At 44.3% G+C, this 18008-nt stretch carries 13 protein-coding genes; 11 read left to right on the top strand and 2 right to left on the bottom strand.

Going from position 1 to position 18008, the window contains the following annotated elements:
- Nucleotides 1–159 precede the first annotated feature (159 nt).
- Nucleotides 160–1233, top strand: a complete 1074-nt coding sequence (locus tag ICC18_RS12425) for a phosphotransferase enzyme family protein (protein ID WP_188174792.1) — start codon at nt 160–162, stop codon at nt 1231–1233.
- Nucleotides 1234–1358: 125 nt separating this feature from the next.
- Here the strand turns inward: ICC18_RS12425 and ICC18_RS34305 are convergent, their stop codons facing one another.
- Entirely contained in the window at nt 1359–1484 is a 126-nt protein-coding gene (locus tag ICC18_RS34305; protein ID WP_262495857.1) for a hypothetical protein, read from the bottom strand.
- 399 nt (nt 1485–1883) lie between these two features.
- Here ICC18_RS34305 and ICC18_RS12420 point away from each other — a divergent pair, with 399 nt between their 5' ends.
- Together ICC18_RS12420 and ICC18_RS12415 are read left to right on the top strand one after the other, a co-directional pair.
- Complete coding sequence (locus ICC18_RS12420) at nt 1884–2306, top strand: VOC family protein (RefSeq protein ID WP_188174682.1); 423 nt, start codon at nt 1884–1886, stop codon at nt 2304–2306.
- Nucleotides 2307–2656: 350 nt separating this feature from the next.
- The gene (locus ICC18_RS12415) at nt 2657–3130 is read left to right on the top strand and encodes a GNAT family N-acetyltransferase (protein WP_188174681.1); all 474 of its coding nucleotides are present in this window, start codon (nt 2657–2659) and stop codon (nt 3128–3130) included.
- 722 nt (nt 3131–3852) lie between these two features.
- On the opposite strand, the gene ICC18_RS12410 is transcribed toward ICC18_RS12415, so the two are convergent.
- Nucleotides 3853–4734 (bottom strand): AraC family transcriptional regulator, encoded by an 882-nt coding sequence (locus ICC18_RS12410; RefSeq protein WP_223192484.1) that lies wholly within the window; start codon nt 4732–4734, stop codon nt 3853–3855.
- A 222-nt stretch (nt 4735–4956) separates the two neighbouring features.
- On the opposite strand from ICC18_RS12410, the gene ICC18_RS12405 reads away from it, so the two are divergent.
- The 8 genes from ICC18_RS12405 to ICC18_RS34530 all read left to right on the top strand — a co-directional run bounded on the left by ICC18_RS12405 (nt 4957) and on the right by ICC18_RS34530 (nt 17982).
- A complete protein-coding gene (locus tag ICC18_RS12405; RefSeq protein WP_188174790.1) occupies nt 4957–5808 on the top strand; it encodes an oxidoreductase in 852 nt (283 codons plus the stop codon).
- A gap of 280 nt (nt 5809–6088) precedes the next feature.
- Nucleotides 6089–7117 carry a LacI family DNA-binding transcriptional regulator gene (locus ICC18_RS12400; protein WP_188174680.1) on the top strand — a complete coding sequence of 343 codons (1029 nt, stop codon included), beginning with the start codon at nt 6089–6091 and terminating at the stop codon, nt 7115–7117.
- A gap of 296 nt (nt 7118–7413) precedes the next feature.
- On the top strand, nt 7414–11097 hold the full coding sequence (locus ICC18_RS12395; RefSeq protein ID WP_223192483.1) for a glycoside hydrolase: 3684 nt from the start codon (nt 7414–7416) through the stop codon (nt 11095–11097).
- A 316-nt stretch (nt 11098–11413) separates the two neighbouring features.
- Nucleotides 11414–12754 (top strand): extracellular solute-binding protein, encoded by a 1341-nt coding sequence (locus ICC18_RS12390; RefSeq protein WP_188174678.1) that lies wholly within the window; start codon nt 11414–11416, stop codon nt 12752–12754.
- 71 nt (nt 12755–12825) lie between these two features.
- On the top strand, nt 12826–13725 hold the full coding sequence (locus ICC18_RS12385) for a carbohydrate ABC transporter permease (RefSeq protein WP_188174677.1): 900 nt from the start codon (nt 12826–12828) through the stop codon (nt 13723–13725).
- Nucleotides 13722–14561 (top strand): carbohydrate ABC transporter permease, encoded by an 840-nt coding sequence (locus tag ICC18_RS12380; protein ID WP_188174676.1) that lies wholly within the window; start codon nt 13722–13724, stop codon nt 14559–14561. The genes ICC18_RS12385 and ICC18_RS12380 overlap by 4 nt, the downstream gene beginning before the upstream one ends.
- Nucleotides 14562–14647: 86 nt before the next feature.
- The gene (locus tag ICC18_RS12375; protein WP_188174675.1) at nt 14648–16399 is read left to right on the top strand and encodes a cache domain-containing sensor histidine kinase; all 1752 of its coding nucleotides are present in this window, start codon (nt 14648–14650) and stop codon (nt 16397–16399) included.
- Entirely contained in the window at nt 16381–17982 is a 1602-nt protein-coding gene (locus ICC18_RS34530) for a response regulator (protein WP_188174674.1), read from the top strand. The genes ICC18_RS12375 and ICC18_RS34530 overlap by 19 nt, the downstream gene beginning before the upstream one ends.
- The last annotated feature ends 26 nt before the right edge of the window (nt 17983–18008 follow it).

The raw sequence follows: 18008 nt of genomic DNA, 5'->3' as shown, positions 1-18008 counted from the left end.
TAAGTCACTTCATGAAATCGAATATGTGGTTACACTTGATGAGTTCATCACTAGAGATAGATCGAACTCTAATTGGAGAAGTTGAATGTGATAGTCATTTAGGCGATGCGAGCTGGATCCTATCGCTTTTTATAGTTAGCAACTAAAGGAGGAGATATTATAACTTATAACGAGGTTGTTCAAATCGCTGAAGCATATTTACTTCAATTAGTATCAGAGTTGTACGGATTGGAAGGCTACGAAACCAGGCCGGTTAAGGCACATTCCGGAGGGCGGAATATCGTTTATAACTGTGAGAAAGAGGGCACTGATACAAAAATACTCAGAATCGCCTTCTTAAATGACAGGAGCCGGGAAGAATTGCTGGGTGAAGTTGAATATATCAGGTATTTATTCGAGCATGGCGGCAGTGTCTCGAATGTAGTCAGCTCCAAGAAGGGGGATCTGCTGGAAGAGATAACTCATAATAATCACACGTTTTTTGTCTGCCTGTTTGAAAAGGCCAGAGGAAAAAAACTGGTGGAAAATAATTATCGGTATCGGGAAGGAGTTCCTCTTACTGAATATTATTATAACTGCGGTAAAGTCCTGGGAAAACTGCACCAATTGTCGAAAGAATACATGCCTGTTCATCGCCGGTATAGTTTTTTTGATAAATATAATGCCGAATATATCGATAAACTGATACCCGGCTCCTTATCTCTGCTTAAGGAGAAGTTGGTAGAGCTCCTTAAAACCTTAGAAGGAATGGACAGGAACCATGAGTCTTTTGGCATGATCCATTTTGATTACAACGATGGGAATTATATGATAGATTTTGATACCGGGCAAATCACTGTATATGATTTCGACAATTCATGTTTCGGTTTGTATATGTATGACCTGGCAGATCTCTGGAGAAGCGGAGTGGGTTGGATAGCAGCTGAACCAGACCCGGGTAAACGTAGAAAATTTATGGATGATTATTTTAAAACAGTCCTCCAGGGATACCGATCCGAGACCAGAATCGAGGATTCGATGTTGGAGAAGTTGCCCTTATTTATCCAAGTGACCCTCATGGAACAAATTGCAGATGAATTCGAGTGTATGCGGAACAATGGTGAAGAAACGGAAAGTGATAAAGAGTTGTCATATTGCATAAAATGCCTGGAGAACGATATCCCGTATATGGGATTTTTTCATGGCATTTACTCATGTGAAGAACCCTTTGAGTATGATGAACGAAGTATTTAGTCTTCTTGTAGCAGCCTTTGCGTTAAGCTAAGACGGGGAACGATAGTGAATCGGACAGAATCGAAACACCCGGCCGCGAAGGTCCGGGTGTTTGTTTGCTTGAGTTATAGGGACGCAAAAACCGCTTAGGGGAGGAACGTTTCCGTAAAGCTTTTGATAACCAAAATGGGCATCGCGCCGATCGAAACGAATGCCATCATCATGCCAAACATGACGGACTTAAGTGCCTGAACCGGTCTTAATGCTTTCATAAAGAAGTCATCTCCCATTTGTAGAATAGCACCAGTATATTACTTTCGTAAGCCCAATACCTTAAAGGAACATGAAAAGCAGATAATATTTTGCGGCATGACGCTAATGCCCCGGGAGTGCCGATCGAGCACCTCTTTCAGCCGATCGAAGTAGTAAGCGGCACCAACCTACTCCGCGCTCAACGCTTCCACGAGCTGTAGCCAATTGACGTAACAGCTTATCCACCAGACATACAAAGAGACGATTGAAGTGCATGAGCTATTCAGAATAGCATCATGACACAAGCTTCCGGCATCAAGTCGGCAGCTTGTTGAGCTAAAGGGCAGATTAGTATGAAAATTAGTGCCATTTTCACTTAGACAAGGTTAATATAGAAATAAAACCAAAGGAGTAATAATATGCCATCGAGATTACAAAGAGTTGGAACGATTTACTTGCCTGTAACGAATCCTAAAAGATCTGCCGAATGGTTTTGCACGAATTTAGAAGCAGAGCTTGATTACATAGATGAAGGCAATAATCATGCAATAATCAGTTTAGCTCATCAAAGTTTTATTTTAATCCAGAGTGAACCTGGTATACTTGCAAATTTTCAGACTATAAATGATGGGCTTATGTTTCCATTCACATTTGAAGTGAATGGAGAAAGCGAGTTAGTTCAGCTACATAAAGAATTAAAGGATAAGGGAGTGCTTGTTGAAGAAATTGAAGACCGGGGTCACCCGGGCAGAAATTTTATAATTATTGACCCTGACGGTAACAGATACGATGTTTGGAGTGAGCTATCGACTGAGTTTAAAGAGAAATACAATATCAATTGATTATAGAGAATATCGAGACAAGGGTATCCTTGATGAACTAAAGGATTCACCAAACGGAAAACGATAGTGGAGGGAGTAACGAGGAACTTATGATTTAGTAAATTCAATTAGATGGAACGCGGAGTGCCTGGAAACCGGCACGCTCCGTGTGGAGCAGAGGAAAAGCTGGAGATTACATCAAATGCTTACCTATTGTTACCGATAGTTCCAATTAAACATCATGAGGTTGCCTCAGGATCGATCGGTCAGCCTCATTAAGCTAATGGCAAGATGAAAAACAACATAGAACCTGATTAATTACGCGAATTATAGAGTGTAAGAATAGGGTTGGTAGAGGAGGTTTCATTTCTGTGGATGTAAGGCAAATACTTGAATCCGACTACATACCAGTTATCTCCGTAATAGATGATTGGTGGGGCGGTCGGAATATGGCTGACATGTTGCCAAAACTATTTTTTCAACATTTTCAAGACACAAGTTTTGTAGTTGAACGGAATGATCAAATCATTGGATTCTTAATCGGATTTGTGTCGCAAACATATCCGACTGAAGCATACGTTCACTTTATTGGTGTGCGTCCAGATTATAGAAAAGATGGAGTAGCAAAATATTTGTATCAGATGTTCTTCGGCAAGGTTCAAGAGAAGGGGTGTGAAGTAGTTCGTTGCGTCACATCACCAGTAAACAAAACTTCAATAGCATTTCATACACGTATGGGATTCCAAATTGAAAAAGGAACCGGTGAGGTTGATGGTGTGCCAGTCACTGTTAACTATGATGGGAAAGGACAAGATCGAGTTTTGTTTATAAAAGAATTGCAATAGTTGCCTTTAGCATATTGCTCCACTTCCTCGGGAAACGATAGCTCAATAGCGCACCACAAGAGGCTGCCGCGACCGGCAGCCTTACTATGAACGGGCAGTTTAGTTCAATAGTGGCAACTCTATCCCAACTAGAGGAATAAAGTAGTATGCTGAAGCCGCTTAAGTATCGGCGCCAGCTTATAGCCTAGGATATTTTTCGGTTAAGCTTTTTGAATGGAATTCAAAATTTCTTTATAATGAGGACTGTGTGAGGGGGTCATATTCCGTAGCTCCTAGTCCCTTCAACCTCTCCAACATTCCGGCAACATCGTCTACATGCCAGTACAGAATTGCTACTCCCGCCCCCGTTATGCTAGCTGTCTGAGGAGCATATTTCTTGTCAATGATACCAAGCTCATCTTGGAAGTCGCCGATCCGATATTCGATGTAAGCAGTGATCAACTTATTTTTAAAAGGAACGATAGTGAGGAGCTGCCGCTTTGGCAGCTTATTTTTGATGTTCGTTGAAGTAAACGGGCAGGATATTCAATTACGCGAAAAAACGGCAACCGATAAATGTGGCTGTGGTTTTCTCAACTAATGATGAAATTATTTAATTTGCGGGCAAAAGAGTTGAATAGCTCAGCTATATCAGCAGCCCCGGTGCGCAACCAAATAACAATAAAACCTTGAATCGCACGATCTTGTACGACTCAAGGTTTTCAATATTCTTAAGCTTCATGTTATCCCCTCTTTAACGCTGATGGTGGGTAACCAAACCGCTTTTTGAATACTTTTGAAAAATGTGCAACATTCTCAAAGCCAATAGTAAAACAAATATCCGTAACGGATAGATTCGAATGAGTTAACAGCTCTTCCGCTTTGTCCAAACGACGATTACGTAACCATTGTAGTGGGGATGTGTTGTACATAGCTTGAAACTCTCTTTTAAATGAAGATAAACTTCTTCCAGACAAGAATGCAAGATCGCTTATTGATACAGGGTTCATAAAATTCTCCTCAATAACTTCGGCAATACCTTTCCTCGTTTTATGTTTAAGCTGTAAAAACTGAAACATAAACCGATTGTCTGCGTCCACTACATCGAATAATAATTCCAACAGCTTAAGTTTTACAAGTCCGTCATTTATTTTATCAGATTCTTTGAAGTAGGGCTTAAGAGATTCCAAATAGCTGACAAGACGATCATTTACGGAATGAACACACACCGGAACTAGCAATGCCGGATAGGACGATTTAAATTCTACCAGCTTTATAAATTCACCGAGCACATCTTCCTTCAGGAAAAACATCATATAGTCCAATAAATAGGTAGAATCGGGATCTCCCGATTTCTCATATTCGACAACAATCGATTTTTGCAAAAGGATCATTTCATTTTTATGAACCGTGTACTCCTGATTTCCGAATCTTACCGTGTACATTCCCTCAAGAACGAAGAGAAGCAGATGATCCTCTAAAAACATGGTTCCCTTTGTGCTTTGTGTATGTGTGCAGGATTCAATCACAGACAATCCTTTCAGCTTTAAAATACCTTGGTTATATGGAGGCTCACTCAGGTCTTGAGGTGCCTTAACAATCGCGCTGTTTCTTACAGACATCATTTACTCCTCCTGACTACGACTACGTAATGACACAAAAAAGTGTGCCATCTTTGATCCTATATTCGCGCACAATGAAGTGAATTCCTTTCCAAAATGTCGTACGGGTGAGCGAAATGAACAAATGTTTAGAGCTCTGGAACAAAGTAACGGAAGCGCTAGTGAAGTAAACTTACCTCATCAGCAAAACAAATCAAGCTGACAGAAAGGAAAGGGATATTGGATATGACAAAACAAAAGGTTTGGTTCGTAACAGGAGCATCAAGAGGTTTTGGATTGGAAATTGTCAAGGAAGCGTTAGGATCAGGTGATAAGGTTGTTGCAACTGTCCGGACTTCGCCTGAATTATTGGCAGATAAGTTAGGTAATCCGGAAAACCTTAGTGTGGTTGTGCTCGATGTCACCAATGAACAACAGGCTTATGAGGCAGCAGAGCTGGCAATAAAACGATTCGGAAGGATTGATGTGCTTGTCAATAATGCAGGATTCGGTTTGCTTAGTGCGGTAGAAGAAGCGACGAGCGAGGAAGTAAAGGGAAATTTTGAAGTCAATGTATTTGGGTTGTTAAACGTTACCCGCGCAGTTCTTCCTTATATGAGAAAAGAACGCTCAGGGCATGTGATCAATATCTCCTCGGTAGGCGGATTAACGGGTATTGTTGGGTGGGGGGTGTATGGCTCCACGAAATTCGCTGTTGAGGGGTTAACGGAAGCAATGGCAAAAGAATTGGCTCCACTTGGTATTCATGCTACTGTCGTAGAACCCGGTTTCTTCCGCACAGAATTCTTGGATGGAACATCACTTACTCGTACCAGCCATGTGATTGACGATTACGCGGAAACTGTAGGAGAGATGAGAAGTTTCGCCACAAAGGTTAACAAAAAACAGCCCGGCGATCCTGTCAAGTTAGCCAAAGCATTAATTCTCTTGACTAATGCGGAGAAACCACCGGTACACTTGCCGATGGGGAAGGATGCCCTCACTTTCTTCAAAGAAAAAAGGGACCTTTTCGAGAAGGAAATTGAGGCATGGTTTGACGTGATAACGGGTACAGATCATGAAGTTGTAGTTTCGTGAGTTTAGATAGCAAGATGTAATGCAACAAGTATTTTCGGAAAGAAAATATGCATATTTATGGAAGGTAAACCGGCGCTTTAATCTAATCTCGAAGAGGAACCAACAGCCGGGTGAATGTTTTCTCCAGCGCTCTGAGATTATCGGAACCTATAGTAATGGAGTCAATTCCCTTGATACACCAATTCCTTTCGTAGTGATTCCATGAAACCCATTTCATTATGGTATAAAACCTGATAATCTTAACTAAAAACATGGATCAACTTGAAAGGAAAATGCAAACATGAATCACATTACAGTCTATGATATTGCAAAAGAGGCTAACGTTTCAGTATCAACGGTCTCCCGAGTGCTCAACGATACGGCTCCGGTCAAAAAAAGCACAAAAGATAAAATTATGCAAATTATTGATAAATATCAATTCCAGCCTAACGCTCTCGCAAGAAGCCTTCTTAAAAAAGAAACCGGTACGATCGGCATGATCATGCCTGACATTACAAACCCGTTCTTTCCGGAGGTGTTTCTGGGGGCGGAAAGCGAAGCCAGAATAAAAGGATATACATTTTTTCTTTGCAATACATCCGGTGATTCTGCAAGAGAATCCGAATACTTAAGTATTTTAAGCGAGAAGCGTGTGGATGGCATTATTTTTATGGGCGGTAGAATTAATCTTGCCCGCTGCAAGCCCGAACTTGTAAAAGAAGTTACCGATATTTCTTCAAGAATCCCAGTCGTACTCGTCAATGGGCAGCTACCTAACAGCAATATAGTAAGGGTGTCTACAGACGAAGCCAAAGGTGCCAGATTGGTTACTCAACATTTAATCGATTTAGGACATAAGGACATCGGTTTCATTGGCGGGGTTGATCATATGTCGACCACTATCCAAAAAGTAAAGGCATTCAAATCTCAATTAGAGGATTCTGGCTTGGTTTACCAACCGGATTGGGTATTGCATGGCAGTTTTTCCGTGCGTTCAGGAGAAGAATTGATGAAAAAAATGATTGAAATGAAGAAAAGACCGACTGCAATTTTTTGTGTAAATGACTTTACTGCTGTTGGTGCTATTAAAGCAGTGAGTGAACATGGAATGAAAATTCCGGATGATTTTTCCATTGTCGGATTCGATGATACTCCTTTAGCAACATCAATCATTCCAGAAATGACGACGGTATCGCAAAAAAGTCATGAACTAGGCAAAACAGCGGTGCAAATTCTTACCAAGCTGCTCAACAAAGAAAAAGTAAAACGATTAACTTTACTTGAACCTGAATTGATGATCAGGAAAAGTACCGGCCGGTTGAAAAACTAAAATGACATCATTGACAGCAACCAGCATTTGGTAATAAAATATTGAAATGAAAGCACTTACAAAATGCTGCTAAACCCATTTACCTGCAAGTTAGGCATAAGATTTTATGGAGTGACTCAGAGATCACTCTATATTTTATGAGTTTTATGAAACCCTTTTCATGAAACGGGTTTCAATTATGAGATCCTTATAAGGGGGTGATAGCCTGCTAGAAGATTTTAGATTATGAGCTACTTCTGAAGGGCTTTATTACAGCGTCAATGGCAAGACCAATTCAACTCAAAGGAGATAGGCGATTGAAAAGTAAACTTTTGAAGAAATTCACTGCTACATTTCTCACCTGCACTAGTTGTTTCGGCCTGTATGGCGGTACTTTGACCGCGAGTACGGAAACAGAAGTGAGCCCTCCGATTGACGCCATCATTTCCATAGATGCATCGGTCAAGTATCAGAAGATCGACAACTTCGGTGCATCCGATGCGTGGTCAATGGAACAGCTTGGAAAGTACTGGACGGATGAAAATAAAACACGCGTTGCGGATCTTCTATTTTCCAGGGAGAAAGGAATCGGACTATCTGCTTGGCGTTTCAACATCGGGGCAGGTTCCACGGAAACGGACCAAGCGATCATTACGAATCCATGGCGCCGTGCGGAAGCGTTCAAATCGGAGGAGGTCAGCAGTTACGATTGGAGTAAGCAAGAGGGACAGCAATGGTTTCTAAAGGCCGCCAAGGATCGAGGCGTAGGTGATCTGATCGCTTTTGTCAATAGTCCGCCGGTCTGGATGACAAAAAACGGTCACGCTCAGCCGGATTCGACCGTAGGCTCCACTAATTTGAAGGAGGGATTTGAAGACGAATTTGCCGCTTATGTAAGCGACGTGTTGGAGCATTTTAAAAATGAAGGACTTGAATTTAATTATATTAGCCCGATCAACGAGCCAACTTGGGACTGGAATAAAGCTGGACAGGAAGCAAACCGCTATAATAATGACGATTTGAAGCGCGTCATTCTCGAACTGCACAGGCAGCTTCAGTCAAGAGGGCTTACTGCGCAAATCAGTGCGCCAGACGGCGTGGAAATAACTGCGCTGCTCGACGACGATGTATACAAATCGTTCGCGAATAAAGAACAGTACAACGCCGGCGCTAATAATCTGGGACTCGGCAAATACCGCGAGTATATCAAAGACATGCTCGGTGATCCGGAGTTAAAGAAGGCGATCGGCAATAAAATTGCATCGCATTCCTACTGGTCCGATTATAGTAAACCGGACGACGACCGTCTCGGCAAACTAAGGGAGCTGCTGCTTGCTAACCTGAAAAAATACGATGCGGCCGCCAAATATTGGATGACCGAGTATTGCATTCTCGGTTCATACGGGCCGGGACGCGACCTGGGCATCGATCCTGCACTTCATGTTGCCCGAACGATACATTTTGATTTGGAACGGGCGAATGCGTCGGCATGGCAGTGGTGGACAGCAGTCTCAAAAGAAGATTATAAAGATGGATTAATCTACACAGATTTCAACAATGCCGGGGACGAGCAGAACATCCTCACTTCGAAAATCTTGTGGGCGCTTGGCAATTATAGCAAATTTATTCGTCCAGGTGCCGATCGCATTGCGCTTACGGGGTTGGACGAGCAAGCGCGGAGCGGGCTGCTAGGATCTGCTTACAAGCATGACGGAGAGAAAACGGTAACAGCTGTTTTCGTCAACGACAGCCAGGAGGACAAACGCATCAAGCTTTCATTAGGCGGTCTTGATAATAAAGACGCTATTTCTGTTATGAAGCCGTACATCACATCAGCCGACAAGGATCTTACTCGTGGACAGGATGCACCGGTTCAGACGGATGGAACATTCGAAACCGTTATTCCCGCCCGTTCTGTCGTGACACTGAATGGAGATCTGATTAAGGCGAACAAGAAGCCGGAAGCTCCAGAGATTGTTAACGTAAAGCCTATGAATAAAGGGCTGAAAGTCGAATTCAATGCACCGAAAGGAGCATACGAATATGAAGTGAGTTACAGCGCGAAAAACGACAAACAGGAAAAAAAGCTAACGCTGATGTCTGAAAACTCGTTCATTATTCAAGGTCTTGAAAACGGCAAACAATATGCTGTCACCATTCGAGCAGGCAACCAGAACGGGTTCGGACCACCTTCGAAGAAGGGTTACGGTACGCCGGAGCTGCTGGCACCGACCGTTATCGCATCAACAGGTACAGACGGCGGTTTTAAGGCAATCTATGACTTGGAAATAAGTGTTCCCGCCTATCGCGTTCGTTATGGAACTCAGCACGGCAATTATGATAAAGAGCTAATAAGCGAAAATCCGACCGGGACGCTTCAAGTCGAAGGTCTCGTGAACGGCACAAACTATTACGCTGTCGTGGAAGCGGTTGATGGCTTAGATGTTAGTCCGCCTTCTTCTGAATTTCAAGTGAAGCCCGATATATCGGCTCCTACCAAAATTATGGCTATTCCGGCCGATACCAAAGCGCACCTTGAAATCAGTCCGGTGGAAGGAGCCTCCGGCTATATCGTTCAGGTCATTTCTGGCTCGCAAATCATTTCTACCAAAAGCATCAACAAAAGTTCCATCGAGTTGGAAGGTTTGACCAACGGGTCGCCGTTTGCCGTTCGTGTGACCTCAATCGGCAAAGGCGGTAACGGTACCGGTTTCACGGAAGCGGTAGTAACGCCGAAAGCATATGAGGTTCGCCATGAAGACGATTTTGAGAAAGGTGACATGACACGTTACCAGCAGGATCTTAGTATGTGGCGAATGGAAGACGGACTGTTGAAGCATGTTTCCGGAGGAGATCACCAAGGGGAACTCAGCGTCAACGGAATGCAGCTGATCGATGGCACAATCACGGCGATTGTCAAACACGCAACGGCAGGAGCTGATTGGGGAATCGCTTTCCGTGGAAGCAGCTTCGAGAAGGGGTATATGTTCGGTTACGAGAACGGCGCGCTGATCATTCGCAGAGACGGTCAAAATCTGGCTGGCTCCGTCCCATTCACTGCGAAGCTGGGTGAGCTTTATCAATTAGATGTTCGGTTGAACGGGAAAAGAATTCAGGCCTTTATCGACGGGAAACCGGTATTTGACCTGACAGATACGTTTTACACGAGCGGTCGCGCCGGTCTTCACAGCTGGGCTGATGCAGAATTCGCTTATTTAAAAATCGCGCGCGAGACGGATAACTTCAAATCTAGTCCGGAAATCTATCAGGTGAAAGAAGGCGATCGGCAAGTAGCGCTTCAATATAGCGAAGTCGACGGAGCGGATTCTTATGTGATCCGTTACAGGCCCACAAGTGGAGGCGAAACCGGTTCCACAGAAATATCAGCCAATCCGGGTTCTATGATCATTACAGGACTGGATAACGACGTTACTTATTCATTCACGGTTATCGCTATCCGAGAAGGGGAGGAAGCAGCGTCAGAGCCGATAGAGGCGACTCCAATCGGGAACGCCGGTAAGGTTCTGTTCTATGTTGACGCTGGCGACGGTACACCTCTCCAATTGGAGGAAGGCGAGATGTTCGGATCGCTGCAGACATTGGAAGAGCAGCCTTATGGCAGAGATCCCGTTACAGGAATCAATTGGGGCTACGAAGCCGATGACGGACTGACCTGGGCACACAGCAGTCCGACAGACGCGTACGAATCGATTCGCCAATTCGATGGGAACGATAACGGCAAAGGGATTGCTTATCGCTTCCAGATTCCGAATGGCCCTTACAAAGTGACTGTCGGTTTCTTCGATCCGTGGAAAGCAAGCGATCGGATCATGAACGTGACCATCAATGGAGAAACCAAGCTGACCGGTTATGTTATCGGTTCGAAGCAAGAGGCGAAGACGTTCGATAGCATCGTTGTGACTGATGGTGAACTCATCGTGAAAGCCGTTAAGGCAGGCGGTTCCAAACCGATGTTAAGCTGGATTAAGGTGGAACAATAATAAATCGGGGTAGATCGATTCATGAAGTCGTTGTAAGATTGACGATAGTGGGTCGTTCTATCTTTTTTTTGACTTTACAGCAGAAATAGCTGACGAAGTAGACGTTTATCCTATAGTATTATAGATCGTGCAACGGCGGCCCCGACAAAGATGTTGGGACTGCCGTTTTTACTCTTGCGTAAGTTATCATAAATCGAAGAGTGACTGGAGTAAAAAGATTCTATCTTTTAGTAAAGCGATTACATTTTTCGACAGCTAAGAAAATTGTATTATAGTAAATGTAAGCGGTTTTATAAATAGTGGGGAGGCAAAGAAAATGAAGATGTTCAGGAAGATGGCAAGTTTGAGTTTGGCTGTAATCCTATCGGTGACGCTTGCCGCGTGCGGCAGTTCCACAACAGAAAGCCAAAAACCGGCAGACTCCCAGTCGCCAAAGGCAACTACGAGTGCTCCAGCTGAGAAAATTAAGATCACGATGTGGTCGCAGTTTTCCGACCCTAACTCCAAGGACGGAGGATTTATCGGCTTTTACAAAGCGTTGGAAGCGACAAAGGCTAAGTTCCCCAATGTAGAAATCGAACATACGGGAGTCGGGGGAGAAGCCTACAAAACCAAGATAAAAACGGCTTCAGCCGCAAATGATTTGCCCGATATTTTCTTTTCATGGGGAGGAGGCTTTGCCCAGCCGTTCGTCGCTGGTAACCGTATTTTACCGCTGCAGGATCTTGTAAAAGACGGAACCATCGACAAGCTGGTTCCAGGAACTACGGACAACTTCACATTTGACAATAAGCTTTACGGTCTTCCTACCAATATCGCAACGGCTAACCTTTATATCAATACGGAGCTATTCCAAGCCGCAGGCGCTAAAATTCCTGCTACATGGGACGACCTGGTAGCTGACATTAACGCTCTTAAGGCCAAGAACATAACGCCCATCGCACTTGGAGCTAAAGACAGGTGGCCGGTCATGATGTGGAACTCCATATTGGACATTCGGATGGGGGGAACAGCTGCCGTCAATGCCGCTCTGAATAAGACAGGATCCTTCAACACTCCGGAATTCCAGGAAGCCAGCCGCAGATTGAAGGAACTGCTTGACGCCAAAGCGTTCGGGGATAATCCATTAGGGACTTCCTATGACGAGTCGGTCAATATGTTCTTAACCGGCAAAACTGCCATGTTGTACATGGGAGCATGGGTGAACGGGCAGATCAATGCACCGGACTCTCCGGTTAAAGGTAAGGTCGACGTCGTGAAATTCCCGACGATTCCAGGAGGGAAAGGCAATGTCGACGAATGGCATGGCGGTTCCGGCGAAACTTTCTTTATGAATGCCAATGTAAAAAATAAAGATCGCGTATGGGAAGTCTACAAATATTTTATGGAAATGATGGCTAAGGAAGTATACTTTGCAGGTTCCGGGTCCTCTGCATGGAAAGGCGATCTGGGCGACACCTCCAAAGTTGATCCCCTTGCCGTGAAGATTGGCCAGCTCTCTGCTAATGCAACCGGCTTCTCTTACTGGTGGGATCAGATGTTGTCCGGTAATGATACGGAGTCTATGTTCGGTTCGTTGATGAAATTCACTTCCGGAAAGCTATCACCCGAGGATTTTAACAAAGAACTGCAAAGCAAGATTAATCCTGGCAAATAGAGACAAAGAGTCCAAACGAACGAACTGGCGGACAGGCAACTTCCGCCAGTTCTATTTAGGGGGGGAGAACCATGCAACAAGTGTTTGGCGATAAGAAAGCCATTGCCGTCTTTGTACTTCCTGCGCTAGTCTTGTTCATACTTGCAGGTTTTATCCCGATCGTCCAATCCGTTTACTACAGTATGTTGGATTGGGACGGAATCGGTAAAGGGAAATTTGTGGGACTCGCGTTGTATAAAGATCTGTTCTTTACCGATACTTACGACATGCAATTCGTTCACTCTGTTTTGAATACGTTTTACTTGGCCGTTTTATCGTTAGTTCTGCAGCTTCCTTTCGCGTTCTTTCTCGCGTTAGTGCTTGCCAGAGGAAATAAGGGGGAGAAATTTTATCGGACGTTATTCTTTATCCCTGTCACGATTTCGTCAGCTGTAATCGGACTCATGTTCTTGTCCATATTAAACCCGAATTACGGCCTGTTGAATACCATGTTGGAGCAATTAGGACTGCACGCATGGAAGCATGATTGGCTTACAGACGAAAAGACGGCTTTATCGAGCATCATGCTGCCGGCCGTTTGGCAGTGGGTTGGTTATTACATGCTTTTGATTTATGCTGCCATAAAAGGCATCTCAGAAGAGTTGTTTGACGCCGCTAAAATCGATGGGGCGTCCAGATGGCGCACAACGTTTTCCATCGTGATTCCGTTAGTCACTCCGATCTTGAAGGTTTGTATCGTTTTTGCCATCATTGGCTCGCTGAAATTTTTCGATTTGACCTTTATCATGACGAACGGCACCCCGGCACCGGCTACGGACGTGCCCAGCACTCTCATGTACGCCACCATCTTTAAGAGAAACATGTACGGGTATGGAAGCGCAATGGCTGTCTTTATGGTGGTGGAATGTCTTGTTTTTTATGGTGTGCTGCAATGGTTGTTTAGAGTACGAGGAGAGGAGAATGGCAAGTGATACTGACCCGAAAATGGAATAGCACCCATCTTGTTCTTCAACTATTTCTCGTCGTTTTCGCAATCATTCAATTCTATCCTCTGCTTTGGCTGGTCTTAACCTCATTCAAATCAAATATTGAAATCACTGGAAGCAATGTGATGGGACTGCCGTCAACTTGGAAATTTGAAAACTATAGATACGTCTTTGTCGGCTCTAAGCTCGGAAGGAATTTCGTAAATAGCTTGTTTTACACCGGAATAACGGTAATCGCTTCGGGATTGTTAGCGGCGATGGTATCGTATGCCGTCACCCGGATGAGATGGAAGCTTAGCAAAATCGTACTCGTCCTATTTATGTCCGGGCTGATGATTCCGGTACATGCTACCTTGTTGCCTTTATTTCTCATTCTAAAGCAAACCCATCTGCTGAATACGCCATGGGCACTGATTATCCCTTATACGGTGAATGCCATTCCCACCTCCATGTTCATAATGGTAGGATTTTTCTCAGGCCTCCCGCGTGAATTGGAAGAAGCCAGTGTCGTTGACGGTTGTAATATATACCAAGTCTTTTTCAGGATCATGTTGCCCTTGATTAAGCCAGCCCTCGTTTCTGTGTCCATATTTACTTTTCTGGCCGCATGGAACGAATTGATGTTCGCGAGTACCTTTATTAATAACACCAACCTGATGACCATAACTGTTGCCATTAATTCGCTTCGAGGGCTGCACATGACGGAGTACGGTCCGATCGCAGCCGGCATGGTAATAGCAACCATTCCAACGATTCTTTTGTATATCTTCCTAAGCGAGCAGGTGCAAAAGAGTATCGTCGCTGGAGCGATTAAGGGCTAGTACCGCAGCGATCTTGATATATAATAAAGAGAAACTCTTGTAAAAGAGCAGATAGGACAACAATCGGACAGAAGGTGGTTTCAGCGGTGAAATTCGCCAAGATAAGAACACAAATGATATCCTATTACATTCTTTTGCTAGCGGTTTCTCTGCTGATCAGCAGCGTCTTGTATCAAAGATTCAACCGGAGCCTGGTCGATAGCAAGATTGCGGAAGTCTCCGAACAAAGCTTATACGCGATTCAATCCAGTATGAATTCCCTGTTCGATAACACTTCGAAGTATTCCCAAAGGGTGATTGCCAGTAGTACGGTTCAGGAGCTCATGAAGACGGACTTCTCAAACGAAGGATTCGTATATTCGAACAATAGTATCCAAAAGGTACTCAACGAGATTTTCCTAGCAGAGCCGAGCGTAGCCTCCGTTTATTTGTTCCGCAACGACGATTTATATTATTCCCTGGAGTTTCAACAACTGGGGATCAATGTTGCAAGTATCAAAACGGCTTCCTGGTATCAGGAAGCCGTACAAAAAAGCGGCGGTCTCATATGGCGGATCAATGCAGGCGGGGTCCCGAATTCCCAGACGAAAGGGGAACCATATCTTTCTTTGATCCGTGTAGTGAACGATCTGAACACAGCGAAGCAAATTGGTGTGATTATGATTAACATTCCGTTAACCCAAATCAAAAAGCTCTATGAACATTCCGTTGACGGCAAGAAATACGATCTCATGGTGGATCGTGAAGACGCGCGTTTGATCCAATTCGAAAATCCCGAGCTTCGTCAGTTTGCGGAATCGGCAGAGTTTCGGACGCATGCTGAAGGTAGCTTTATTAAAACCATATCCGGTAAACGATACATTTTCGACATGATGGAGGTCGGCGGGTGGCGCTATGCAACCGCGTTCTCCATGAGCGAATGGCCGAATCCGTACAAGGCTGTGAATCGGGTCCTCATCCCAATCGCCGCCTTTAATTTTGTTTTTATATTTATAGGGTTTATTTGGATAACGAGGTCCATTATCTACCCTATATTAAGTTTATTAAGATCGATGAGAAAAGCGGAAACGGGTAATTACCAGCAAGTCATTCTCCATCCGAAATCGAATGAAATCCGGCAGCTTCAGGACCGGTATAACCGTTTGATCGTTACGATAGAGCAATCAATGGAGCGCGTGAAAGAGGAGCAGACGCTTCGGCGAAAACTGGAGCTTCATATTCTGCATCAGCAAATCAAACCGCATTTTCTATACAATGCCCTGGAGTCTGCAGGATACATGGCATTGGCCGGAGAAAGGGAAGAAACCTACCGTCTGATATCCGCGTTAGCCCAATATTACCGTTTGAGTTTAAGCAAAGGGAATGAAATTATCTCGCTTAAAGAAGAATTTGAAATTGCCAAGAACTATTTGACGATTCAGCATATGAGATACCCAGGCATGTTTACTGCAGTTTATGAATTAAGCGATGCTTTGCACACCTATCCGGTTCCCAAGCTCACCTTGCAGCCGCTTGTGGAGAATGCTCTTTACCACGGCATCCGGCCGATGGGACAGCAGGGGATGATTACCGTCTCGGCCGTCCCTTCAGGCAGATCGGTCATCTTATCCATTAAAGATGATGGCATAGGCATCTCTGAAGAAAAGCTGGATTCCATGGGAGAGGAGCAGCTCATTCATAATGCTTCCAGCTTTGGGTTGCGTGGAACGATAACGAGACTTAGACTTTTTTACGGGGACAGCATGTCCTACTCGATTGGCAGTTCACCGGGAAATGGAACGTTAATCGAAATTGAAATACCCTACCTGGAGGATTCAGAGTGGAAAATGGAAGGATAACAGCCATTGCCGTAGATGACGAAGTCAATCCAAGAAAGCTCCTTCAAGTTCTCCTGGATTGGAATTCCCTTGGAATTGAATTTATAGGCGAAGCGGCAAACGGAAACGAAGCGTTGGACTTGATTGACCCTTTAAAGCCCAATATCGTCTTTACGGACATTAATATGCCATACATGGACGGATTGGAATTGGCGAGGCTTGTGAGAGAAAAAGATCCGTTCATTAAGGTGGTGATTTTAACCGCTTATCCGGAATTCGAGTATGCCAAGCAAAGCGTGAGAATCGGTGTCCATGATTTCTTGTTAAAGCCCATTCAACCGGACGTATTGGGTAAATTGGCTTTCGACTTGAAAGAAGCGATCGAGAAGGAGACGGCTCATTGGAACGAGTACCGTAAAATCAAGACGGAGTTGCTGGAAAATACTTTTGAGCTGAAAGAAAAATTTTTATTAGACCTGCTAGTGGGTACCTCTAGTCTTGAACAATTGAATCGGAGATATGAATACTTTTTTGGAGAGCCGTTTCAAACGTGCTGCTCCGTTGCTGTGCTGGATGTTCATGCCGAACCTAACGGTGGAGAGGAGAAAAATCTAATCCTCAGCATAGGATGCAAGAGGGTTGTGGAAATCCTTGTGCACGAGCGTGAGGGGGTTAACGTATTTCATGATAATAGCGGACGGGTTGTGATCGTAAACTGGGGTGCAGCAATTGAGCCCGAGCCCATCGGGGAACAGGCCATTCGTGCCATCAAGGATAAAATGGGCTATCAAACGACCGTAGGGGTTGGAAGCGTTTACGATAAGCTCAATCAAGTGAAAAACAGCTACAAAGAGGCGCTGGAAGCACTACGATATGGCAAATTCTACGGCGGGGGCCATGTCATTTCATTTGGAGAGGACATTCGGCTTGTCGATTCTGCCATGGATTTGAAATTGACCGAGATGGAAGAGATTATTTTTTTCATTAAGACAGGCATAAAGGAACAAGCCGTTCACGCCATCGATAAGCTCTTTCTTTCTTTGGCCACTACCCGCGGAGCGACGATCGAACAAGCATACTCGCTTGGTGTCCATTTCCTTTCATTACTTCTACTCGCTATGTCGGAATTGGGCTTCTCCCAGATGCGTACGGACTTGTTAAACGATGGTCTGTATAATCGAATGTTCGGATGCCAAACATTTAATGAATTAAGTCTTCTGTTGTCCGAATTGGCTAAGGAAGCCGCGGATAATATTAAGGGTACCCGAAACAAAAAAACGAGCAGGATCATTGATGAAGTGCTTACTTATCTTGCGGAAGAGTTCCGTAACCCCGAAGTGTCGCTAGGGTCCGTTTCCCAAAAGTTCCATCTTAATTCGAGCTACTTAAGCAGAATCTTCAAACAAGAAATGGGGCAGAGTTTCACCGACTATTTGCTAAAACTTCGAATTGATGAGGCCGTTAAGCTCATGAATGAGACGGACTGGAAAGCTTATCAGATTGCGGAGAGGGTAGGAATCATGGATCCGTATTACTTCAGCCACCGCTTTAAAAAAGTGACGGGGGTCTCCATTCAAGAATATAAGAGAACTTCACAAAAATAACTTAAAGGAACCGGCCTGATGACCGG

It is taken from the genome of Paenibacillus sedimenti (genome assembly GCF_014534655.1).
Taxonomy (GTDB): domain Bacteria; phylum Bacillota; class Bacilli; order Paenibacillales; family NBRC-103111; genus Paenibacillus_E; species Paenibacillus_E sedimenti.
Note: the sequence above shows the minus strand (reverse complement) of the source record. Positions and strands in the feature narration are given on the sequence as shown.